We start from the raw sequence: 23,945 nt of genomic DNA, 5'->3' as shown, positions 1-23,945 counted from the left end.
AACCTTGGAATTCACTTAATTTAAGAAATTAAATTCTATATAGTTTATTCTTAAGAAATCATAAAATCTAAGATTTATTATTTATATTTTTTAAACATTTATTTATGTTTGTATGAAGTAAAGCATAAGTATTTGCATTTTTTTTACAAGTATGCTTATTTCCTTTAATTTTGAGAGATATATTATTAATACTAGCATCAAAGTCTTTACTTTTTGTGTATCTATTTGATTTATTTAGTATATACACAAAAATCTTATTTTTATTATTTAAGCAGATTTTGTATTTTGATTTATTGTCAAAATTTAATTTCATGTTTTTTTTTGAAGCTAAAAAACAATATGATTTAGATGTAAACTCATCTTTTGTATTATGATAAATGCTAATATCATAAATAAAATTCATATTATCAGATTTCTTTTCACCTTGATAAATATAAAAATTTGCATTCATATTTATTTTATTGAAAGAAGAATCTGCATTTAAATTTAATAAAGCAAAAAAGAGTAAAATTATAAGTTTCAAAAAAATCCTAAATAAAAATATTTCGTATTATAGAAAAGTTTTTTTATTTAAAATAGATTTTTTTGTATTAATAATATTATTTTATATACATTTAAAGAAGGTAAAAAATGGACATTTTCCAATGGATAGGCTTCGTAGGCATGGCATTTGTTGTAACTGGTTATTTATTTTTACAATTAGGTAAATATGATATTCACTCAATTCAATATCAATTATTAAATTTAGTTGGTGCTATATTATTACTTATTTCACTATGTGTTCATTTTAATCTTGGTTCTTTTATAATTGAAGTATTTTGGATTGCTATTACAATCTATGGAATATTTAAAAATTTAAGGAAAAGAAGAAATGAAAAAATTGATACTTTTAACCCTTAGTTTAATAACTATTGGTTTTTCAAATAATTATGGCAAAATAGATATGCATGGTGGAAAAGGTGATTCCTTAATTGGAAATAACAAGAAAGATTTTACTAAATCATCTTTTCACAATGAATTTGATGAATTAAAAAAACAGACAAAAGAAACAAAAAATAAAGAAAAACAAAGCAAACAAAAAGAAAAAAAGGATTAACAAAATATGCAAACATATAAGTTTATTTCATGGAATGTAAATGGAGTTAGAGCAGTAGATAAAAAAGAAGCCTTAAAGTGGGTTGATAATGATAATGTTCATATTTTAGGTCTTCAAGAAATTAAAGCAGAAGAAAATCAAATTCCAAAAACTATTTTTGATAAAGAGTTTAACTTTACACATATTAACCCTTGTAGTATCAAAGGTCGTTCAGGAACTGCCCTTTATAGTGATATTGAACCTATATTTAGTGATAATACACTTAATGTTGATATTTTAAAAGAAGGTAGAATAAACGAAGCACACTTTAACTTTGATGGTAAAAAGATTGCATTTTTTAATGTATATTTTCCAAATGGTCAAAGTAATGATGATAGACTTGAGTATAAAATGCAATTTTATGATAGATTTTTAGAATATTGTGAAAATTTAAAAAAAGAAAATTTTTCATTAATAATTTGTGGTGATGTAAATACAGCTCATACAGAAATTGATATTGCAAGACCTAAAGCAAATGAAAAAAAATCTGGTTTTTTACCAATGGAAAGAGATTGGATTACAAAGTTTTTAAATCATGGATATATTGATACATTTAGATATGTAAATGGTGATATTAAAGATAAATATAGCTGGTGGAGTTATAGAGCAAATGCCAGAGCAAATAATGTTGGCTGGAGAATTGATTATTTTTATGTAAGTGAAGATTTAAAAGATAATATCAAAAATGCTTATATTTTAGATGAATATATGGGAAGTGACCATTGTCCAATTGCACTTGAATTAGAGCTATAAAAAAAGGGAATGAAGATTAACTTCATTCCCTTTATACTTTAAAGACTGTAAGCTTTAAAATAATAGTTTAGACTAAAATCTACTATTAAAGTTTCTTTTTGGTCTTTCTTCTCTTGGTTTAGCCTCATTAATTTTAAGAGTTCTTCCTTCAAATTCTGTTCCATTTAATTCTTCAATAGCACTTTGTCCAGCACTATTATCTTCCATACCGATAAATCCAAAACCTTTAGCTCTTCCAGTTTCTCTATCAGTAATAATCTTTACAGAACTAACTTCTCCATACTGAGCAAATAAAGCTCTTAAACTCTCTTCTGTAGTCTGATAAGACATATTCCCAACGTAAATTTGCATTTTTTCTTTTCCTTTTATTGTTATATAATTAACGAACCTTTTACATCCTCTTAGTCTGTATTGGGTACATTAAAAATATTAGTAAGAAGATTATACTATAAAAAACTGTATTTTCTACTGGTTTTTTCAAAAAAATATAAAAAATTTTTAAATTTATTTAAATTAAAAAATTAAGAAAACTAATTAACTCCTATTTTATGGTAGCTAAAGAGTTCTATAAAAGAAAATTAAACTATAAACATTTATAGTTTAAAGAAAAGATTATGCTTAAGATTAAAAAGGTCTAATTTTGACCTTTTTAATCTTTGGTTTCTTGTAAGAGATTTTGAGGACAAGTTTTAATAGATAAGTATCTTACAAAAAATAAAAATATTATCACTCCTGATAATATCATTATATTAAAATTAACAGGGCTAGAAAACAATGCATCAAAAGATGTTAAATCCTCTTTATTTACTTTTACTACATTTAAAATAAGCTCTCTTAGTGTTAAAATAATAAAAGCATCAACAAGAATACTTAATACTACTTTTTGCTCTCTAATAAAATTAATTACAATTCTTACTATTTCAAGAAAGATAATAAAATAAAGCATATAAATAATAAAATCCATTAATTTATTCATAGCAATAGCAATAATAAAAAGCAATGTTGCTACAAGTATTTCAACATAAAACTTATCTTTATAAAAATTTGAAATTCTTTTCATCTTATAGTATAACCTTTATTTTCAACCAAGATTGTGGAATATCTTTCAATCCATATTTTGCAGTAAAAATCATAACTGCCACCATACCTCTAGCGCTTGAATCACCACCAGCTTTTGCATTTTGTATTAATAACTCTTTTAAATCTTTATATTTTAAAAGCAAATGCAATACAGAAGCAAAACCTTCACTTGTACCACAAGCAGGGCCGAACTCTCTTATTACATCAAAGCTATCTTTATCTTTAGATTTTATTGCTTTATCAATATAAGTTTTAATATCTTCACTTGATTGTTCTTTTAACTCTAATATTGAACTTTCAATATCTTGTTTATCTAATACTTTTAATAGTAATTTTGCAAAAAATGAACTTGCATTTTTGCATTCAGAACTATTATGTGTAAGACAAACAAAGCTTTGTACATTATCTAAAAACTCTTTTTTAGTTTTACTAACCATTAATAATGGTGATATTCTTCCAACAATTGATAAATCACTAGATTCAGAACCTATTAATAAACCTTTACTTAAAGGCTCAATACTATTTCTTGTAGCTGAATCTATATATCCATTATATGATTGTATTTTTTCTAACCAATATAAGGCATACTCTTTTACATCAAATTTTTCTTTATCTTTTAAATATTCATAAAACCAATAAGTTTGATCTCCATAGTGAGTAAACTCACCTGCACCCTTACTCTTATGCCATATAGAGTATGGTTTATTTAATTTACTCCAATCAATATTTAAACTTTTTAATTGTTTTTCATCATAAACCCAATGAGCTACTAAACATAAAGAATCAGCAACTAATGTGCTAAGAATAATATCTTTTATTTGTTTTTTATCATACATTTTAAACTCCTAAGTCTAAATATTCCAATTTTTATAATTGGTAAAAGCAGGATACTGCTGCTTAAACTCTTCTTCTTCAAAACTAAATTTATAATTATCAATATACTTTAATAAAAGCTCATAAGCCTCTTTAAGTTCTTGAAATTTCTCTTGTGTACCTGTTGAAGTATCAGGATGGTATATTTTTGAAAGTTTTAAATACTTTTGTTTTAACTCTTTTTTTGAAATTTTAGTTAATATCCCAAATAAATCAACAGCTTTATCAAACTCTTCTTTATCCATAAACTCCCCATTATTTAATCTTTTCTATATTATTTATCACTATAACGCATTTATACTTTAATTTTTGGAATTATACAATATTTTTCACATTTTAGGACAAAGATTATAAATACTCTTCTTCATAATCTTTATCATCTCTTTTAGTAGATAAAGTTAAAGTTATTAGTGATAAAATTATTAAAACAATCACAAATATAATTGCACTTAAAATTGTAATTGTTTGTAAACTCTTTTCTGATTTTTCTTCCATATTTTTGATTTTTAATTCAATCTCATCAACATATGCACCCGTTCCAATTATCCAATCCCAAGGTTGAAATTTTTGAACATATGAAATCTTTGGTTTTGCTTTTTGTTCACCTGGCTTTGGCCATAAATAAAGAACAAGCCCACCTTCTTTTTTTTCATTTGCAATAGTAACAAACTCATTAAAAATATATTGTCCATTTTCATCTTGAAAAGTTGAAAGATTTTTACCGTTTAAATCTTTAAAAATTGGATGGCTTATCATTTTTGATTTACTATTATTTATCCAAAAATATCCATTATTACCATACCTTATTTCAGATATTGTTTTTATTGCATCTTTTTTTATTTTATTTGTAACTTCTTGTACATAATCCCCTGTTCCAATTATCCAATTAAAAGGTTCAAAAACTTTTACATATGATATTTTTTCTTCTGCTTTTTTCATACCAGGCTTTGGCCATAAATAATCAACAAAACCTGCATTTTGTTTTTTTGCCACATGAACAAAAGCTTTAAAAAGTTCTTTACCATTTTCATCTTTTTGATCCATTAAATTTTGATTATTTAATTGTTCTAAAATTGGATGCATAATCATTACTGCATCAAAATCATTTACCCAAAAATAACCACTATTAGAATATTTTGCAGACTTAATTATTTTGATTAAGTGTTGTTTTAATTCCTCTTTAGACATACTATTTTTATATATCTTATAATTTTCTTCTAATATAGAAAAGAGAAAATCCATTCTTTGAGTCAAGTGATTTTTCACTTCTTGTTTTATTTTAGAAGGAAGTGTTCTTTTATAAAATGAATCAATTGTTTGAATAGTTACTTGTACGTAATTTTGAAGTTCTATTTCTGTTTTTTTATAAATATCATGTTTATATTCATCTATATTAGATTTATTGATTGTATTTACTGTAACGATTGTTGCTATAAGTGAAGCAACTGCGAGAAAAAAAACTACAAATATAGAGATTATCAATACTTTAGTTCGCATTGAAACACTAATTGTTTTTGTCATTTGATATATCCTAAGACTATTTAACTTAAGTATACTTCAAAAAAAAATTTGTGTCAATTAGTGAAATGTTTTTTCAATAAAAGAGGGATGTTCCTCTTTTATTTCATAAGTGGGTCTGTAAGTCCTAATACATACATTCCAATAAGTCCTATTATCCCAGCAATTAAACAATAATAAAGCGTAGGAATAATTGTTCGTCTTAATGTTTCACCCTCTTGATCTAGTAATCCAACAGTAGCAGAAGCTGCAACCACATTATGAATAGCTATCATATTACCAGCTGCTGCACCAACTGCTTGAAGAGCAATCATAAAAGCTGTTGAAATACCTAAAGCATCAGCAACACCAAATTGAAACTGACTTAACATCATATTTGATACTGTATTACTACCTGCAATAAATGCTCCTAAAGCTCCTATCATTGGTGCAAATAAAGGATATATATCTCCCACAGAAGTTGCAACGAAATTTGCCATAGCAACAGGCATAAAATCAAATCCTGATTCATTAATTCCTGAATTAATAAGAATTCTTACAAGAGGAATTGTAAATATTAAAACAAATCCAGCCCCTAACATAACTTTTGAAGATTCTGAAACTGCTTCTTTTAACTCTTTAAACTCCATTCTATGAAGAAAATATGTCAGTAAAACAACAAATACTAATATTCCACCAGGAAGATATAAAGGAGAAATAGTATAACCTAAGCCCTCACCTAAAATATCTTTAAAAGGTATTACAATTGAATTTACAAAAGCTTTAGCTTCATCACTAACTCTTGTAATAACTAAAATTACAGCAACTAAGATATATGGTAACCAAGCTTTTGATAAAGACATAGGAACTTTAGCTGTCATTGCATCAAGTTTTAACTCTAATTTACTTACCCAATGAACTGGCCACTCTTCTTTTGGAGCAAAATCCCAAGATTTTTTTGGAATTAAAAATCCTTTTTTTGCTGCAAATGTAACAATAGGTAAACCAACTAATGCCCCTATTAATGATGGAAACTCAGCACCTAAGAAAACACCTGTTAAAGCATATGGAATTGTAAATGAAATACCTGCAAAAATAGCAAATGGAACAATATTTAAACCCTCTGTCCAAGATTTGTTTTTACCAAAAAATCTTGTTAGCATTATTACCATAAATAAAGGAATAAGAGTTCCTGTAATTGCATGGACAATAGCAACTTCTGATGTAATAAGTCTTAAATAAGCATCCCAATTTGAACCTAATGAATCAAGTAAAGTACCAATACTTGCACTATCTAATCCTTTATTAACTCCAATTAAAATAGGAGTTCCAACTGCACCAAATGATACAGGTGTACTTTGAATCATCATACCAACCATAACAGCAGCCATTGCTGGAAAACCAATTGCTACTAACAATGGTGCTGCTATTGCTGCTGGTGTACCAAAACCTGAAGCACCTTCAATAAATGAACCAAATAACCACGCAATAATAATTACCTGTACTCTTCTATCAGGACTGATATTATTAAAACCTTGTCTAATTACACCAATTGCTCCTGAATGTTTTAATGTATTTAAAAGTAAAATAGCGCCAAAAATAATCCATAAAACTGCAATAGTAATAAGTAAACCTTGAATTGTTGAAGCTAACACTCTATTAAACGTCACTTCCCAAACAAATAAAGCTACTAAAGCTGTAGCAATATAAACTATAGGCATTGCCTTTTTTGCTGGTAGCCTAAGACCAACTAATAATATAGCTGCAATAAAAATTGGTAATGCAGCATATAGTGCTTGTGTACTAATGTCCATATAACTCTCCTTTGAACTCACTAAAATAATAAAAAAGAAATGTGATAATTGTATGATAAAAATAAATGGAGAAAAAATTAGCAATTGTATTATTAAATTTGAGTAATTATGAAACAAAATAAAATAAGCTCATAAAGTAATTATAAAAAAAAGATTCAATTACTTTTATTTTTATTTACTTATTCGATTCTTTTTGTATAATTGATATTTTATTATAAAGATTTTACATGTTTATATTATAATATTAAACTTTTAAGAACAAAGGGAATTTTAATACAAATGTACAATAATACAATTATATATATTTTCAATCGACTAATAAGAGTTGGTATCTTATTATTTATTTTATATCTTATTTTTACTAATTTTGGAACTTTTTTAGTAATTATCATAACTATATTTTTACTTGGATATTTTTTTATTTATAAAAAATTAAAAAAAATGTCAAATGAATTTAAATTTACTTATACTCAAGGTGATTTTAGACAAGGTGCAAATCAAAATTTTGATTTTAGAGACTTTGATTTTAATAATTTCAATCAACAATTTGCACAAAGACCAGGACTTGGAGAAGTGGAAAAAGCAAAAGAGTTTTTTGGATTTACTCATACACCAACAAAAGAAGAAGTAAAAAAAAGATACAAAGAATTAGCAAGAAAATATCATCCAGATATTAATAACAGTGATGATAGTTTGATGCAAGAATTAAACCACTATAAAGATGTACTTTTTCAACACTTAGGATAAATAATGGGAATAAAAAAAGTATTTAATATTTTTTTATTCCTAACTACGATTAGTACTATTTTTTTAATATATCTTTGGTATAAAGATTATCAATTTGACACAAAACCTTTAACAAAAGATACTATTTTAAGAATTCAAGAAAAAACAAAATATTTAAAAAGTCTTGCTTTAGAAAAATACAACATAAACTATAATATACCCATATTAATATCAAAAGATATGAAAAGTAACCTTTTTGGTAAAACAAAATATAGCTTTGATGAAAAAATAGTTATATATTTAAATAAAAATAGATTTAAAGAAAATGTTAATTATATGATTGATTCTGTTTTGCCCCATGAATATGCTCATGCAATAATGTTTATATTAGGTGACTTTTCAAGACAAAATGGTGGTCATTCTAAAAAATGGCAAGAAATTTGTATTTTTTTAGAAGGAAAGAAGTGTGATAGATTTGTTAATCACAATGATATAATCATTGAAAAAACAAATCCTTTTAATTAATCATTTTTATATTTTGAACTTAAAGCAAATACTTCATTTGACCATTTATCATCATCTAAAGTATCTTCATTTGCTATTGATTGAGCAATTGTTTCTATTTCATCAGCAGTTGATGAAATCTTTATAGCTTCTTCATAAACTTCTTTTGCCCATTTTTTATCATTTAATAACTCTTTATCACTTAAAGATTCAGCAATAGTTAAATACTCATAAACAATTGTAGCTTTTTCAATTGCTTCACTATAAATACTTTTTGCCATCTCTTTATCATAAAAAGAGTCTTTTTCTTTTGCTAAAATATCTGCAACAGTACGTAAATCTCTAAGTAATGTAATTTTTGTAACTGCTAATTTGTAAGCTTCTTTTGCTAAATTATTATCTTCTAATCCATCTTTTTTGCTAATATAAAATGCAAAATCTACATAATCTCTATAATCTTTTGCAGTTGATAATACATAATGAAAAAGTTTTCTTGATAAAGTTACATTTTTATCAAATTCTTCAGTAGAAAATCTATGTGCCCACTTTGCTAAGTTTGCTTCATATTCTAAATCTTTTAAAATTTCATCTAACTTTTTATTATTACTTAAATCTTGGCGTATTTCTTCTACTATATCTTTTTTTTCTATCAAAATCTTGCCTTTAAAAATTTGGAAGAACTTCTTCTCTTTTTATTAAACTCTTTTTTTGTTCACTAAAGTTTTTATAATCTTGAGTTTGAGTATATGTATTATAATACTCTTGATTATCCCATTCTTCAAAAACTAATAACTCTGTTTCATCATCATCTGCTTCATAAACTTCATAATTTTTGCATCCTTGCACTTTATTAACATTTAGAAGGTGAGTAAAAAGTAGTTTTTTCAAATCATTTTCTTTTGTTTGCTTTGCAATGTAAACTGTCTGTTTTACTAAACTCATTGTATTCCTATAGTTTTTTTTAATTCGTAATGTACACTATCATTAATTAGATGATACTTACATATTGTGTAATTTTATCTAGGTTTAGATATATTTTCAATTTTATAAAGGATAAAATATAGAAACTTTTTTTGATGCACTAATTCAAACAACAAAAACAACAACTTCTTTAGAAGCTATAGCTATGTTTTTATCTATTTTATACCTTTTTTTAGCAATAAAACAAAATGTTTGGTGCTTCGTAGCAGCATTTTTTAGTACTTTAATCTATACAATTATTTTCTTTGATGCTTCACTTTTAATGGATTCATTTTTAAATGCATATTATTTACTTATGGCTATATATGGTTGGTATTCTTGGAAATATTCAAATATAAAAGAGAATAAAGAGTTAGAAATATCTTCATTTGGTATTAAAACAAATATAAAAATAATAATCTTATTATCAATTCTTTCTTTAATTCTTGGATTTTATATGCAAAACTATACAAGTGCTGATTTTGCATACCTTGATACATTTACAACTATTTTTGCAATATACAGTACTTATTTACTTACAAAAAAAATAATAGAAAACTGGATTTACTGGATAGTAATTGATACAGTATCTATTTATATTTATATAAATAAACAGTTTTATTTAACAGCTGTTTTATTTGCAATTTATACAATACTTGCAATTGTTGCATTTATTAAGTGGAAAAGTGAATATGAAAAAACAAATTGATATAAATTTTTTAAAAACCCACGATTTTTTTAAAAATAAAAAAATAAAGAGTATAAACTTGTTTAAAAATCAAGGTCTTTGCAATACAAACTACCTTGTAAAAACAGAAAAAAAAGCTTATGTATTAAGAGTTTTCCACTCAAATAGAAGTGTTAATATAAACAGAGAGTTTGAATATCAAGCACAAAAAAAAGCACATAATCAAAATATTAGTGCAAAACCTTACTATTTTGATAAAAAAAATAGTCTACTAATTTCAAAATATATAAAAGGTGAGCACAAAGATAGACTTAATAATGCTCAACTAAAAGTTTTGATAAAAAAAGTAAAAAAAATTCATAAAATAAAACTAAAGTCAAAAAAATATGATTTTTCTAAAGATCTTAAATATTATAAAAAAGTACTAAAGGATAAAAATAGTTTAAAACTATTATTTAAACTAAAAAAAGAGATAAAAAAGAGTAAAAAATATAAAAATAATTATGCTTTATGCCACCATGATTTAAACTGTAAAAATATTATCTTTTCAAAAAAAGACGTTTTTATAATTGACTGGGAATATGCTGGAATAAATGATATTTTCTTTGATTTAGCTACTATTTGTATTGAATTTAAATTAAATACAAGAAAAACAAGGGTTTTATTAAATACATACTTTAATAAAGTAAGAAAAAAAGATTTACAAAAGCTAGAAACATATAAAAAAATATACTTTTATATATGTAGATTATGGTTTAACGCAAATTTATAAGTTTGTTTTTACAGCTATTTACTTTTACTTAAATTAAATTTTTAAGATTTTATATTATACTTTCACAAAATATAAACACAATTTAAAAGAAAGAATAAATGAAAAAAATTTTACTAACTACTACTTTACTTTTTATCCTATTTTCACAAGAGATATTTGCAAATATAATCGATACAAATCAAGCTAATACTGTTTTAAAAAAAGAAGAAGTATTAATTGGCTATTATGGAAGACCAAACTCTCCAACACTTGGAATACTTGGGGAAACTAATCTTGATGAACTAATTAAAAAGATGAGAGAAAAACAAAAATATTTCAATACTGAGTTAGAAAATAAACTAGATGTAAAACTTGCTTTTCATTTAATACATTCACTTGCAACAAAAGATCCAGGAAGAAGAAATGATTATCTTTTAGGAATGAGTGAAAAAACAGTTTTAAAATATATAAAAAGAGCACAAAAAGAGAACTTTTTAGTAATTATTGATTTACAACTTGGCACTTACACTCCTTATGAAGCAATAAAACCTGTATTAAAATATTTAAAATATGAAAATGTTCATCTAGCAATAGATCCAGAATTTAAAATTCCAAAACATAGAAGATATCCACCAGGAAGATATATAGGACACATATTTGCAAATCAACTAAATGAAGCACAAGAATTAATTAGTACATATTTAAAAGAAAATAATATCAATCAAGAAAAAAAACTTATAATTCATATGTTTCACAAAAGAATGTTAAGACAAAAAGAACAAGTAAAAAACTATGATAATATAAAACTAATATACAATATAGATGGTCATGGAAGTGCACAAGTAAAAATTAAAATATATAATGGTTTGTATGCTGCAACTACTCAAATAGATAAAGCAATTGGAGGTTTTAAGATATTTTATAAAAATGATATAAAACCTATTATGACTCCAAAACAAATTTTAGGCTTTGAACCAGTTGGAAATCAAAAAATAATGGTAAGACCTTATTATATAAATTATCATTAAAACAAAAGCGTATAAACTTTTGGATAAAATTTATTTATGAACTTAGAAGAAAAACTTAAAGAATTACCAAATAGTGCTGGTGTTTATCAGTACTTTAATAAAGATGGACACTTACTTTATATAGGAAAAGCAAAAGTACTAAAAAATAGAGTCAAATCATATTTTAAATTTACTCCTAATTTAGCACCTGCTGATAAATTAAGTCCTAGAATTTACAAAATGATAACAGAAGTGAAATCTTTAGAGTGGATTATTGCACCAAATGAACATGATGCACTTATACTTGAAAATTCACTTATTAAACAACTTAAACCAAAATACAATATTTTATTAAGAGATGATAAAACATATCCTTATATTGTTATTGATTATAAAGAAGATTTTCCAAGATTAGAAATAACAAGAAAAGTATTAAAAGATAAAAATATTAAATACTTTGGTCCATATTCCACTGGTGCTAGAGATATGCTTGATAGTATTTATGAAATAATTCCTTTAGTACAAAAAAAATCTTGTATTAAAGGAAAAGAAGCTTGTCTTTTTCATCAAATAAAAAAGTGTTATGCTCCTTGTGTTGGAAAAATTTCAAAAGAAGAGTATAGTAAAATAGTTGATGAAGCCTTAGAATATATATACAATAAAAATAAGTTAATTAAAAAATTAAATGAAAGAATGCTTCAATACTCAGAAGAGTTTAGATTTGAAGAAGCTATGAAAATTAGAGATAGAATTAAAACAATTGAAAAATCTCAAATCCATACAGGAATGGATTTAGCAAGTAATGATAATCTAGATTTATTTGCAATAAAAGCATCTAAAGAAAAAGCGGTAATAGTAAGAATGTTTTTTAGAGATGGTAAGTTAGCTTCAAGTAACCATGACTATTTAAAAATAAATCAAAAAGAGCTAGACATAGACCTAAATGAAGCATATAAAAGAGCAATAATTAACTATTATGACAATGAAATTCCTTTACTACCAAAAGAGATAGTTGTAGCTGATGAGATAACACAAGAAATTGAAGAGCTTCAAGAGTTTATAAAAGATAGATTTGAAAAAAATATCCCAATCATTCATCCAAAAAGAGGGAAGAAAACACAAATTATAAAAATTGCAATAAATAACTGTAATGAGCTTTTAAGACTTCAAAATAGTAATGCAACTACTATTTATAAACAACTACAAGAGTTATTAAACCTTTCATATACACCAAATAGATTTGAATGCTTTGATAACTCACATATGATGGGTCAAGCAACAGTTGGCGCAATGATTACTTGGGAAGAGAAGTTTATAAAAGCAGATTATAGACATTATAATCTTGAAGCAAAAGATGAATATGCACAAATGAAAGAAACACTAATAAGAAGAGTACAAAGTTTTGAAAAAAATCCAGCTCCTGATGTTTGGGTTATTGATGGAGGAGAAACTTTATTAAAACTTGCTATTGATATAAGAAACTCTGTGGGAGTAAATCTTGATATAATTGCAATTGCAAAAGAAAAACTTGATTTTAAAGCACATAGAGCAAAAGGAAGTGCAAAAGATATAATCTATTTTGAAGAAAATAGTAATATAAAAAGAGTAGATTTACTTCCAAGTGATAAAAGATTACAATTTATTCAAAGACTAAGAGATGAAGCACATAGATTTGCAATCTCTTTTCATAAAAAACAAAAAAGAAAAGATGATAGTAAAATATCTTTACTTCAAATAAAAGGAATTGGTGAAGCTAAAGTCAAAAAACTTCTTTTATATTTTGGAGAATTTGAAAAAATAAAAAATGCATCTTTTGATGAACTAAAAATTGTTTTAAATGAAAAGGATGCTTCATTATTAATAAACTATTTTAAAACATTAGATAACTAAAGGCTACAAATTGGCAAAAATAATTTTAAACAGAGAAAATTTATTTCACAATCTAAATCTAATTTCAAAACAAGCAAAAGGGATAGAAAAAGTTGCAATCGTATTAAAAGATAATGCTTATGGGCATGGATTACTTGAAATAGCAAAACTTGCAAGTGAATATGGAATAAAAAAAGCAGTAGTTAGAACCCATGAAGAAGCATTGAAAATTAATAACTTTTTTGAGGATGTCTTAATATTAGCTGATGTAGAAAACAGCACTTATTCACATACTTTTCACATAGCAGTTAACTCTTTAGAACAAATTAAAAAACTGCCCATAAATACGAAGGTTCATCTAAAAATTGATTCAGGAATGCATAGAAATGGAATAAATAAAAAACAGCTTAAAGAGGCTATTATTGGGATTTGTGAACAAAACTTAAAGTTCACAGGTTTATTCACACACTATAGATGTGCAGATGAATTATCTACAGATTTCTATTGGCAAAGATCAAATTTTGAGCAAATAAAACAAGAAGTGAAAAGCACATGTGAAAAACTTTCAATACCAACTCCAAAGTTTCATTCAGCTAACTCATCAGCACTATTTAGAGTAAAAGATTTTGATGAAGATTTTGCAAGAGTTGGAATAGCAACATATGGATATTTAGAAACTGACACAATATTTAATAATCCTAAATTAAAACCTGTAATGTCATTTTGGGCTCAAAAAATCTCTACACGTGAAATAAAAAAAGGTCAAAGAATTGGTTATGGTGGAAGTTATTTTGCAAAAAAAGATATGACTGTATCAACTTATGATGTTGGATATGGAGATGGCTTTTTAAGATTAAATGAAAAACATAAGTATATCACTCCTAAAGGATATAAGATTTTAGGTAGAGTATCAATGGATAATCTAAGTATAAATAGTCAAGATGAAGAAGTTTGTATTTTTGATGATGTTAGACAATTAGCAAAAATTCATGATACAATTACATATGAAATTATTACAACATTAAATCCCAATATAAAAAAAGAGATAATATGATTATAAAATATTTTTTTGTATTTATTGCATTTATTACATTTTCAAGTGCAATGACATTTGAACAAGTTAAGAGTATTGAAAAAGAAAATGGTGTATTAGAAGCATTAGGTTATTATAAAGATCTTGCACAAAAAGATAATACAAAAGCTATTTTTAGACTTGCAATGATTTATGCAAAAGGTGAAGAGATTCAAAGAAATATAAGTAATACATTTGTTCTTTTAACAAAAGGTGCAACATTAGGAGATAAAAAAGCAGGTTATTATCTTGGGAAACTTTATTTAAATAAGAAGTTAGCTTATTATGATGAAAAAAAAGCCTATAATCTCTTTTTAGAGTTAAGTAATGCAAATTATGTTCCAGCTTATAATATGATGGGAAAAATTCTAGTTAGTGGTATTGCAGTGGATAAAGACTATAAACTAGCAGTAAAATATTTTGAAAAGGCTTCAAAAGCTGGTTTTACAGAAGCACATTGTAATCTTGCTTTAATGTATGCTAGTGGACAAGGAGTATTTCCTAACTTTGGAAGAGCTCATACCTTTGCAAAAGAAGGAATGAAAAAAAATCATCCTTTATGTATAAAAGTATATGAAGATTATAATTTAAGAAGATATCCAGAAGATAAAGGTTTCAAATTTAATTTTTACACAGAACCAGAATAAAATTAATCTCTTTTAGCAATATCTTCTAAGAAACAATCAATTCTTTTTGTTTTTAGATATTGTACAAATAAATCATAATACTTTTCTACAGCTTTCTTACTTGTTGAATTAAGTGATATTACCGTAGCTCTTTTATGATTATCAATAAACCTTGGTAGTGAAGACAATTCAACTTCATCACTATTTACTTGTTTCATTATGTCAATTAAATCACTCTCACCACAAGCAGCAGTTAAAGATAACCTATACTTTACAACACTATTTTTACAATAATAAGTATCTAATGCTTGTAAAACCATAGCTTGACTCATAGATGGAAATCCAGGTGTAAAAAAGAATCTATCATCCAAATAAAAACCAGGTACATTATTTACAATATTATCAAGAAGTTTTGCATTTTTTGGAAGATATGACATATTTATTCTATGTGGATAGGCTTCTTCTTTAAACTGATTTTCAATTAAAGCTTTTGCTTCTTCATGAAAATACATTTCACCATCTCTAAAAACTTTTGCTGCAACTTCTCTTGTCAAATCATCAGGAGTAGAACCAATTCCACCAAAACTAAACATCACAGAGTTTTCATCTGCTTTTATAAGATTATATATATTTTCCATTAGTTTAGGATCATCTTCAATTACAAAAGAGGCTTTATGTCTCCACCCTCTTTTTAGAAGTTCTTTATTTAAAAAAGCAAAATGGGCATCTTTACGACGCCCATTTAAAAGTTCTGTTCCAATAATTACTGAATAAAAGTTAATTAAATCTTCGTTTTTTTTCACTTTTATTACTTTAAATTAGATTTTTGATTGAATAAATTCGTCCATTTCAGCAACAATTTCTTCAATAGTTCTTTCACCATCAATCTTCTTTAAAAGCTCTTTTTTTGTATAAAATTCTTGAATCTCTTTTAATGGATCTGTATATACTTTCATTCTATTGTTAAATACCTCAACATTATCATCAGCACCTCTTGCTCGACCAAGAACTCTATCTTTTGCAACTTCTTGTGATACTTGAACTTCAATACAGTTTATTAATTCAACTTCTGTTTCATTTTCTAAGTATTTATCTAACTCAGTCATTTGTTCACCACTTCTTGGATAACCATCAATAACAACAACATCTGTTGGAGCATTTTTAATAGCACCTACAATTGTTTCAATAACAATATCAATTGGTACAAGATTCCCTTTTGATACATATGAATCAATTAGTTGTCCTCTTTGGCTTCCACTTGCTACTTCTGCTCTGAACATATCACCAGTTGAATAATGAGTAATATTTTCGTGTTTTTGGGCAATTAGCTCTGCATCTGTTGTTTTACCACTTCCTGGTGCACCAATAATTAAAAAAAGTTTTTTCATAAATATTCCCTTATCAATTTTTATAAACATATTAAATTGGCCGTATTATAGCAAAAAGCAACTTATACAAGTTTTTTTGTTTTATCCTTGCATACCATATGAAGATATTTTTCTCTTATCATTTTTATTATATGTTCTTTTTTGAATTACAATCTCTTTTTGTTTCTCTTTTCTTCTTGTATCTTTTTCTACAAATATTTTCTTTTTTGTAAATGGGTCCATTTCAGTATAATACATCACAGCTGAGTATGTTCCAGGAGTTGGAGTAAAGACTTGTGCTTGCTCTGGATTCATCTTTAACTCATGTGTTGTAAACTGTTTAAGTTCATGCATATGCTTCTCTTTACAACCTGGATGAGCTGCAATTAAATAGTAAGTTAAAAACTGCTTTTTACCTGATTCTTTATTTAGCTTATCATACATCTTTTTAAAGTCAATTAGTGTTTGTTTTCCAGGTTTTCCCATATGATATAAAACCTCATCATCTGTATGTTCAGGCGCAACTTTCATTTGTCCAGAGATATGATGATTTACCATCTGCTTTAAATAATCGTATCCATGTTTTTTATCAGCAGTAATTAAATCATATCTTACTCCTGAAGCTACAAAGGCTTTTTTAACTCCAGGCACTTCTCTTATATCTTTTAGTAGTTGTATGTTTCTGCTATGATCAACTTTCATGGCTTTACAAAGTCTTTTATCATCAACACACCTATAATTATCTACACATGTACCTTTTTTAAGTTTTTTCTTGCACTCATATCCGTACATATTTGCAGTAGGACCTCCAACATCTGAAATTATTCCTTTAAAATCTTTCATTTTTGTGAAATCTTTTGCTTCTTGAATAATATTCTCTTCACTTCGTGTTCTAATAGTTCGTCCTTGATGAACTGCTATTGCACAAAAATTACACTCACCCCAACATCCATGATGAGTCATAATTGAAAATTTAATTGTTTCTAGACATTTAACTTTTCCATCTTTTTTGTGATATGGGTGAACATCTCTTTGATAAGGAAAAGATGCGATTTTATCCATCTCTTTTTCTTCTAAATAATCACTTGGAGGATTTTGGATTAGATATCTTGAATCTACTTTTTGACAAAGCCCTTTTGAGTACACAGGATCATTATTGTCATAAAATACTTTAAATAAATCAATATATTTTTCTTTATTACTTAAACACTCTTCATGACTTGGTATTTGTAAATATTCTAAGACAGGTTCTTTTGAGATATAGCAAACTCCTCTTATATTTTTAGGATCACCACCATCTCTTAGTGTGTTACCAAGATCGATAATAGCTTGTTCACCCATTCCATAAATCATATAATCAGCTTTTGTATCAAATAAAATCGGTTTTCTAAGCTTATTTGACCAATAATCATAATGACTTAATCTTCTAAGACTTGCTTCTATACCACCTAAAACAATTGGTACTGTATTTTTAAAATATCTTCTAATTAAATTTGTATAAACAAGTGTTGCTCTATCAGGTCTTTTATTGTTTTTTCCACCAGGAGTATAATCATCACTATTTCTAAACTTTTTAGTTGCAGTATAGTTTGATACCATAGAATCAATACTTCCACCACTAACACCCCAAAATAGTTTTGGTTCACCCAATCTTTTTACATCAACATCACTATTTATATCAGGTTGCCCTATTACACCAACCCTTAGCCCAATACTTTCAAGTATTCTTCCAACAACTGCAATTCCCATAAAAGGTGAATCTATATAAGCATCGCCAGAGATTAAAACAACATCTAGTTCTTCCCAGCCTCGCTTTTTCATCTCTTCTTTTGTAGTTGGTAAAAATTCATTCTTATTCATTTATATTTGGCCTTAATATTTTTTTGTATTGTGCCTAAATATCATTTAACTTATTCTATAAATTTCAAATTAGCTTAACTCTTGTGTTAAATTGTCATCAATTTTTTCAATATCAAGAATCATAGCTACTTTTGAACTACCTTCTTCTTCAATATCAACAAGACTTTGAATTAATGTACCAGAACCTAAAAGTGACTTTGTATATGTTGAATAGAACTTTTTTCAACAACACTGATATTTTCTAAAGAAGATACTAATATTCCAACACAATGTTCAATATTATCTTCATCATATTGAAGTAATATAATATTTTCAAGTCCATCATCTGTGATATCTTCATTTATAAACTTTCTAATATCAAGTACAGATATCAAGTTTTCTTTATATAAAACCATCCCTTTGAAATGATTGTTTTTATCCATGTCTATTGACTCTTCAAGTTTATCTATACCAATTGAAGATATAACATTTTTAGCTTCTACTGCTAAGAATTTATTTCCTAAATAAAAAGTTGCCAAGTCAACACTATTTTTTGTTAAACTCTTTTTCGAAGATAAGGCAAATTTATCTTTTACTTTATATTTAATTTTATTACCATTATTAATCGCTCCTATATAAATAAATACAAAGCATAATACATCATTTACATAATCATCAATATTACTTTTATACTCTCTATATCCAGAAGAACATCTAACTCCAACAGCGTAATACTTACCCTCATATTCAACTATTTCACTTAACTTTTGAGCATTATTTAAATTAAAAAATCTATCATCTAAATCCAAAAAAGTATCTATTTTAAACTCTTCATTTGTAGAAGATATAATATTTTTATTTTTATTTGTAAATAGTGCAAAAACACCATCAACTTTTTCACCTTTATTATTTCTTGGTAAAGTCTCATCAAGCATTGCATTAAACTGAAAAGTAGAATCAAAAACAATTGCAATTCCACCATTTATTTTTTTATCATCATTTAAACAACGAATTGCACTACAATAAATATATGTTGATTCATTATTATATAAATTTGATTTTTCAAATTTTGATACACAATATTTTGATGTATCTTCTAAATTTAAAGTTTTATCTACCCACTCTTGAGTCAATACTTTTCCTATTAAATACTCTTCTTCTTTATTTGAAACTGCAATAATTTTCCCGTCTTTATCAAAAATCAAAAGATTTGAATAGACAGTATATAAATCATTTATATACTTTAATATTGAATTTATTTCATCTTGTTTATATGAAATTGAATTTATATCATCTAAAGCTTTTCTAAAATAAGAAGTTAAAGCCCACCATCTACAATCATTTGCTCTTTCATAAAGATTTCTATCCATAATATCAATTGCTAATGATGATAAAAACTCACTATCTTTTAAAATTGAGCTAATAATAGTTTGATTTAAATTACTTAAAGAAGAGTTTGCTTTTACTCCTGTACTTCCGATTTCATTTAAAAGTGACTTTGAAAACTCTCTATTTGATGAGTTAGTTTTACTTTGAGAAATATTTCCATTCCAAATTACTCTATTTAGATTATCTTGAATTGTCTTACTTTTATTAAAAACCTCTTGCAACTCTTTTGAGAAATGTTGTTCATTTCCCATCATTGCATTAATAACATTGTCATCAACTTTTAAAGTTTCTAAGTAATTACTTAAAAAAGCATACTCAAGAGGTATCATAATATGCCCATACCAATTAAGTCCTTTAAAACCTTGATATCCATTTGTTTTGCAAGTTTTTGCTATATAATCTCTTCCTGCAAATGATATAATTTTATATTGCTCATTTAATACAATTGGTAATTTTGAATCTAATGGTATATGTACCTTATCACTAGAAGCAATTACAACTCCTTGCTCATCTAAAATAGTTATTGATTCTTTATTTTTGGGGTCAATAAGATTATTAAAAATGCCTTTCATTTCATCTTGAAATTTAAAACATAAACATAATACTCCAAGGTTTTCAGAGCTGGGATTGTTTGTTTTTGTAACTTTATAAGAGTAGACCAATGTTTTTTCATGATGGGGTAAAAAATCATGATATCTATAAGTTTCTACATACTCTTGTGTACTATTTAAAACTTCATTAACAAACTCAAAATCTACTTTTTCTAACTTTTCATCTTCATCAAGTCTTACTAAAATTTTACCCTTTGTATTTACTAAAACAATATCAAAATATACAGAGTACTTTGCAACATACTCTTTAAATCTTTTTTGAATTTCATGTTTAAGTTCAATACTTTCATTATTGTAATCAGAAACATAATTTTTAATAAAAGTTCTAATATCATCATCCGTTGCCAAAAATCCAATATCTGCAGTTCTTTCAAAAAGATTTCTAATAACAACATCAATAGCAACTTGAGATTTAAAATTCATCTCTTGAGTTACTTTTTTTATTGTTTGTTCACTTAAATGATTTAAAAGTGTTGAAGTAAGGTTTAAGAAATTTTCTTTTGTTTTGCCAATATCAATATTTATATCACCAAGTTGTCCAAGTAATGCAAAAATATCCCAAGAAGAACTAAGTCTGCCTAATTCTTCTCTATATTTATCTACATCTTCAATATGCTTAATTATAGGATATAACTCTTTTTTTACATTTATACCTTTATAATTTATCAATCCTGACATGATTTTCCCCTTATAGATTGATTAGATATAAATATTATATAATTTTTGAATTTTTTTGTATTGTTTTTAGTGTATAGTATATATACAATTGTATATAATTTTTAATTTGTTAGTTATTTTCTTCTGATATTTTTTGAGTAAGTATGAAGATATTGCTTTGCCAATTCTTTTTAAAAATATTATTTTTAATAATTTTTGTTTCAGAATTTTGAGCAAAAAATGATATGATTTTTTTTGAATCATGTTCATCTACTAATGTTTTATTTATATTGTTTTCTCTTGCAAATATTATAGTTTCATAAATCTCTTTAGCATTTAATTTATGCTTTTCTTTTTTTATTAAATTAATTCTATATCTTTTTGCATAATAATCCCAATATTTATCAAAAGCATAAAAATTATAACTTTTGGCATTGTTTAATTGTTTTCTAACAACTAAAAAAATCTCATCAATATTTTTCAAAAATTTATTTAAATTATTCTCATAAAAATTTTTATGTTCCCTATCAAGTTTTAATATCTGATCATAAACATTTAAAACTATTTTTCTAAAAATTATTGGATCCATCCATATATATGGATTATTATCAATTTTATTAATTCCTTTTGTAACATCAACTATTTTTATATTACTTATTGCTTGTAAATCTTTTATGTATTTCTTTTCTCTTGGTAAGTTCATAGATAAAAAAATAGGAGAATAAGATAATTTTCTTATCTTCTTTTTTGATGGAAATTCATTTAAATAGTTTTCATCAAATAGTGACATATGATAAAACTTATTTAATGTGATTTTTTCAATTATATACTCTAAAGGTAGAATTGATACAGAAACTCTTGGCTTTGCAGCCAAGATAGATATAGATAGAAAAAATAGTATTATTATTTTTTTCATATCTATACTTTTTAAATTTAAGCTTGAGGTTGTCTAATTCTTAGACTTAACTCTTTTAATTGTTCATTATCAACAGCACTTGGTGCATCAGTTAATAAACATTGAGCTTTTTGAGTTTTAGGGAATGCAATAACATCTCTAATAGAATCAGTTCCTGCAAGAAGCATTACTAATCTATCAAGACCAAATGCAATTCCTCCATGGCTTGGCGCACCATATTGTAAGGCATTTAATAAGAAACCAAATTTTTCTTGTGCTTCTTCTTCTGAAATTCCCATAAGTTCAAATACTTTTGATTGAATCTCTTCTTTGTGAATTCTTATTGAACCACCACCAAGTTCAGTTCCATTTAAAACTAAATCATATGCAATTGATTCAATATCTTCTAAATCCTCAATATTATCTAAATCACATTTTTCTAAGTTTGGCATAGTAAATGGATGGTGTAATGCTTTTGTTCTTCCATCTTCAACTTCGAACATTGGGAAATCAACAACCCATAAGAACTCATAAGCATCAGCTGGAACAATATCCATTTGTTCTGCAAGATAAAGTCTAAATCTTCCCATATAATCCCATACAGTTTTTTTATCACCTGCTCCAAAGAATACAACATCACCAACTTCAAGTTCAGTTGTTTTTACAATTTGCTCTAAATCTTCTTCACTAAAGAATTTAGTTAAAGGACCTTTTAAACCATCCTCTTTCATTTGGAAGTAACCTAAACCTTTAGCTCCAAATTTTCTTACATAATCTTCAAAACCTTTCATTTGTCTTTTTGAGAAAATATTATCCCCATTTGGACATCTTAAAGCTTTGATTCTATTGTTTTTCTTATCTTTTGCAATATCAGCAAAGATTTCATTTGTAGAGTTAGCAAAAATATCAATAACATCTACCATAGGCATATCAAATCTCATATCAGGTTTATCTGAACCATAGTTTTCCATAGCATCTTTATAAGTCATTCTTGTAAATGTTGTAGGGATATTATTTTTACCACAAGCTTTAAATACATCAGATATTAATCTTTCAGCTACTTTTATAATATCTTCTTGATTACAAAAAGACATCTCAATATCTATTTGTGTAAATTCAGGTTGTCTATCAGCTCTTAAATCTTCATCTCTAAAACATTTTGCAATTTGAAAATATTTGTCAAATCCAGAAACCATTAGTAATTGTTTAAATAGTTGAGGAGATTGAGGAAGTGCATAAAACTCACCAGGATGAACTCTACTTGGCACTAAATAATCCCTTGCACCCTCAGGTGTTGATTTTGTTAAAATTGGAGTTTCAACATCTAAAAAACCTAATTCATCTAATGTATTTCTAACTTGGATAGTAGCTTTACTTCTTAATTTGAAAATATCATAAGCTTTTGGTGTTCTTAATTCTAAGAATCTATTTCTTAGTCTAATTTCTTCATTTACTTTTTCATCACCTAATTCAAAAGGCATTGGTTTTGATCTGTTTTCAATAGTTAAATCACTAACAACAATCTCAATTTTCCCAGTAGTTAAGTTAGGGTTTTCTAATCCCTCACCTCTTGCTCTTACTTTACCAGTTGCTATAAGAACAAACTCATCTCTTACTGTTTCTGCTTTTTCTAAAGACTCTTTGCTATCTTGTGGGTCACAAACTAACTGAACAAGTCCACCTTTATCTCTTAAATCAATAAATATAATTCCACCATGATCTCTTCTACTGTTTACCCAACCTGTAACAGTAACCGTATCACCAATGTTTTTTTCCGTTACTTCTGTACAATAATGCGTTCTCAATTCTAAACTCCGTCTTTTTAAATATTC

General features: G+C 26.0%; 26 protein-coding genes. 11 read left to right on the top strand and 15 right to left on the bottom strand.

Annotation, left to right across the window (positions count from 1 at the left end):
- Nucleotides 1-67: 67 nt before the first annotated feature.
- Nucleotides 68-523, bottom strand: coding sequence for a hypothetical protein (locus AMRN_RS04875; RefSeq protein ID WP_099344812.1), 456 nt, complete (start codon nucleotides 521-523; stop codon nucleotides 68-70).
- Nucleotides 524-630: 107 nt separating this feature from the next.
- Between AMRN_RS04875 and AMRN_RS04870 the strand changes: the two genes are divergently transcribed.
- The 3 genes from AMRN_RS04870 to xth are packed head-to-tail and all read left to right on the top strand — an operon-like array spanning nucleotide 631 to nucleotide 1,888.
- Nucleotides 631-900 carry a CBU_0592 family membrane protein gene (locus AMRN_RS04870; protein WP_099312554.1) on the top strand — a complete coding sequence of 90 codons (270 nt, stop codon included), beginning with the start codon at nucleotides 631-633 and terminating at the stop codon, nucleotides 898-900.
- Nucleotides 872-1,096 carry a hypothetical protein gene (locus AMRN_RS04865; RefSeq protein WP_099312556.1) on the top strand — a complete coding sequence of 75 codons (225 nt, stop codon included), beginning with the start codon at nucleotides 872-874 and terminating at the stop codon, nucleotides 1,094-1,096. The genes AMRN_RS04870 and AMRN_RS04865 overlap by 29 nt, the downstream gene beginning before the upstream one ends.
- A gap of 6 nt (nucleotides 1,097-1,102) precedes the next feature.
- Nucleotides 1,103-1,888, top strand: a complete 786-nt coding sequence (xth, locus tag AMRN_RS04860) for an exodeoxyribonuclease III (protein ID WP_099312558.1) — start codon at nucleotides 1,103-1,105, stop codon at nucleotides 1,886-1,888.
- 72 nt (nucleotides 1,889-1,960) lie between these two features.
- Here xth and AMRN_RS04855 read toward each other — a convergent pair whose 3' ends face one another.
- The 6 genes from AMRN_RS04855 to AMRN_RS04830 all read right to left on the bottom strand — a co-directional run bounded on the left by AMRN_RS04855 (nucleotide 1,961) and on the right by AMRN_RS04830 (nucleotide 7,152).
- Nucleotides 1,961-2,239, bottom strand: coding sequence for an RNA recognition motif domain-containing protein (locus AMRN_RS04855; RefSeq protein WP_079577018.1), 279 nt, complete (start codon nucleotides 2,237-2,239; stop codon nucleotides 1,961-1,963).
- A 298-nt stretch (nucleotides 2,240-2,537) separates the two neighbouring features.
- Nucleotides 2,538-2,948, bottom strand: coding sequence for a hypothetical protein (locus AMRN_RS04850; protein ID WP_099312560.1), 411 nt, complete (start codon nucleotides 2,946-2,948; stop codon nucleotides 2,538-2,540).
- Nucleotide 2,949: 1 nt separating this feature from the next.
- Nucleotides 2,950-3,804, bottom strand: a complete 855-nt coding sequence (locus AMRN_RS04845; RefSeq protein ID WP_099312562.1) for an ADP-ribosylglycohydrolase family protein — start codon at nucleotides 3,802-3,804, stop codon at nucleotides 2,950-2,952.
- Nucleotides 3,805-3,819: 15 nt separating this feature from the next.
- Nucleotides 3,820-4,086, bottom strand: coding sequence for a DnaJ domain-containing protein (locus AMRN_RS04840; protein WP_099312564.1), 267 nt, complete (start codon nucleotides 4,084-4,086; stop codon nucleotides 3,820-3,822).
- A 103-nt stretch (nucleotides 4,087-4,189) separates the two neighbouring features.
- A complete protein-coding gene (locus AMRN_RS04835; RefSeq protein ID WP_099312566.1) occupies nucleotides 4,190-5,362 on the bottom strand; it encodes a cache domain-containing protein in 1,173 nt (390 codons plus the stop codon).
- 98 nt (nucleotides 5,363-5,460) lie between these two features.
- Nucleotides 5,461-7,152 (bottom strand): L-lactate permease, encoded by a 1,692-nt coding sequence (locus AMRN_RS04830; RefSeq protein WP_118897371.1) that lies wholly within the window; start codon nucleotides 7,150-7,152, stop codon nucleotides 5,461-5,463.
- Nucleotides 7,153-7,593: 441 nt separating this feature from the next.
- Here AMRN_RS04830 and AMRN_RS04825 point away from each other — a divergent pair, with 441 nt between their 5' ends.
- Nucleotides 7,594-7,899: a J domain-containing protein gene (locus AMRN_RS04825; RefSeq protein ID WP_228150938.1), complete on the top strand. Its 306-nt coding sequence runs from the start codon at nucleotides 7,594-7,596 to the stop codon at nucleotides 7,897-7,899.
- A gap of 3 nt (nucleotides 7,900-7,902) precedes the next feature.
- Nucleotides 7,903-8,403, top strand: coding sequence for a SprT-like domain-containing protein (locus AMRN_RS04820; protein ID WP_099312572.1), 501 nt, complete (start codon nucleotides 7,903-7,905; stop codon nucleotides 8,401-8,403).
- Here the strand turns inward: AMRN_RS04820 and AMRN_RS04815 are convergent.
- Nucleotides 8,400-9,035 (bottom strand): hypothetical protein, encoded by a 636-nt coding sequence (locus tag AMRN_RS04815; protein WP_099312574.1) that lies wholly within the window; start codon nucleotides 9,033-9,035, stop codon nucleotides 8,400-8,402. The two genes, AMRN_RS04820 and AMRN_RS04815, sit on opposite strands and share 4 nt — an antisense overlap.
- A 10-nt stretch (nucleotides 9,036-9,045) precedes the next feature.
- Nucleotides 9,046-9,324 carry a putative quinol monooxygenase gene (locus AMRN_RS04810; RefSeq protein WP_099312575.1) on the bottom strand — a complete coding sequence of 93 codons (279 nt, stop codon included), beginning with the start codon at nucleotides 9,322-9,324 and terminating at the stop codon, nucleotides 9,046-9,048.
- A gap of 118 nt (nucleotides 9,325-9,442) precedes the next feature.
- On the opposite strand from AMRN_RS04810, the gene pnuC reads away from it, so the two are divergent.
- The 6 genes from pnuC (at nucleotide 9,443) to AMRN_RS04780 (ending at nucleotide 15,376) form a co-directional block, all read left to right on the top strand.
- Nucleotides 9,443-10,051, top strand: coding sequence for a nicotinamide riboside transporter PnuC (gene pnuC, locus AMRN_RS04805; protein WP_322861998.1), 609 nt, complete (start codon nucleotides 9,443-9,445; stop codon nucleotides 10,049-10,051).
- Nucleotides 10,035-10,802 carry a choline/ethanolamine kinase family protein gene (locus AMRN_RS04800; protein WP_191282160.1) on the top strand — a complete coding sequence of 256 codons (768 nt, stop codon included), beginning with the start codon at nucleotides 10,035-10,037 and terminating at the stop codon, nucleotides 10,800-10,802. The genes pnuC and AMRN_RS04800 overlap by 17 nt, the downstream gene beginning before the upstream one ends.
- A 98-nt stretch (nucleotides 10,803-10,900) precedes the next feature.
- The gene (locus AMRN_RS04795; RefSeq protein WP_099312602.1) at nucleotides 10,901-11,809 is read left to right on the top strand and encodes a hypothetical protein; all 909 of its coding nucleotides are present in this window, start codon (nucleotides 10,901-10,903) and stop codon (nucleotides 11,807-11,809) included.
- Between the two features lie 36 nt (nucleotides 11,810-11,845).
- On the top strand, nucleotides 11,846-13,678 hold the full coding sequence (uvrC, locus tag AMRN_RS04790) for an excinuclease ABC subunit UvrC (RefSeq protein WP_099312601.1): 1,833 nt from the start codon (nucleotides 11,846-11,848) through the stop codon (nucleotides 13,676-13,678).
- 10 nt (nucleotides 13,679-13,688) lie between these two features.
- Nucleotides 13,689-14,711, top strand: a complete 1,023-nt coding sequence (locus AMRN_RS04785) for an alanine racemase (RefSeq protein WP_099312600.1) — start codon at nucleotides 13,689-13,691, stop codon at nucleotides 14,709-14,711.
- Entirely contained in the window at nucleotides 14,708-15,376 is a 669-nt protein-coding gene (locus AMRN_RS04780; RefSeq protein ID WP_099312598.1) for a tetratricopeptide repeat protein, read from the top strand. Before AMRN_RS04785 ends, AMRN_RS04780 begins: the two co-directional genes overlap by 4 nt.
- A gap of 2 nt (nucleotides 15,377-15,378) precedes the next feature.
- On the opposite strand, the gene AMRN_RS04775 is transcribed toward AMRN_RS04780, so the two are convergent.
- From AMRN_RS04775 to aspS, 6 genes are all read right to left on the bottom strand, one after another.
- On the bottom strand, nucleotides 15,379-16,158 hold the full coding sequence (locus AMRN_RS04775) for a competence/damage-inducible protein A (protein ID WP_228150859.1): 780 nt from the start codon (nucleotides 16,156-16,158) through the stop codon (nucleotides 15,379-15,381).
- Nucleotides 16,159-16,173: 15 nt separating this feature from the next.
- The gene (locus AMRN_RS04770; RefSeq protein WP_099312596.1) at nucleotides 16,174-16,743 is read right to left on the bottom strand and encodes an adenylate kinase; all 570 of its coding nucleotides are present in this window, start codon (nucleotides 16,741-16,743) and stop codon (nucleotides 16,174-16,176) included.
- A gap of 81 nt (nucleotides 16,744-16,824) precedes the next feature.
- Nucleotides 16,825-18,582 carry a YgiQ family radical SAM protein gene (locus AMRN_RS04765; protein WP_099312594.1) on the bottom strand — a complete coding sequence of 586 codons (1,758 nt, stop codon included), beginning with the start codon at nucleotides 18,580-18,582 and terminating at the stop codon, nucleotides 16,825-16,827.
- Nucleotides 18,583-18,767: 185 nt separating this feature from the next.
- Entirely contained in the window at nucleotides 18,768-21,239 is a 2,472-nt protein-coding gene (locus AMRN_RS04760; protein ID WP_228150858.1) for a chemotaxis protein CheW, read from the bottom strand.
- 109 nt (nucleotides 21,240-21,348) lie between these two features.
- The gene (locus AMRN_RS04755; protein ID WP_118897370.1) at nucleotides 21,349-22,134 is read right to left on the bottom strand and encodes a metal ABC transporter solute-binding protein, Zn/Mn family; all 786 of its coding nucleotides are present in this window, start codon (nucleotides 22,132-22,134) and stop codon (nucleotides 21,349-21,351) included.
- A gap of 17 nt (nucleotides 22,135-22,151) precedes the next feature.
- Nucleotides 22,152-23,918, bottom strand: a complete 1,767-nt coding sequence (gene aspS, locus AMRN_RS04750) for an aspartate--tRNA ligase (protein WP_099311757.1) — start codon at nucleotides 23,916-23,918, stop codon at nucleotides 22,152-22,154.
- Between the last annotated feature and the right edge of the window lie 27 nt (nucleotides 23,919-23,945).

The organism is Malaciobacter marinus (assembly GCF_003544855.1).
In the GTDB taxonomy this organism is placed as follows: domain Bacteria; phylum Campylobacterota; class Campylobacteria; order Campylobacterales; family Arcobacteraceae; genus Malaciobacter; species Malaciobacter marinus.
This window is presented reverse-complemented; position numbering and strand designations above follow the sequence as displayed.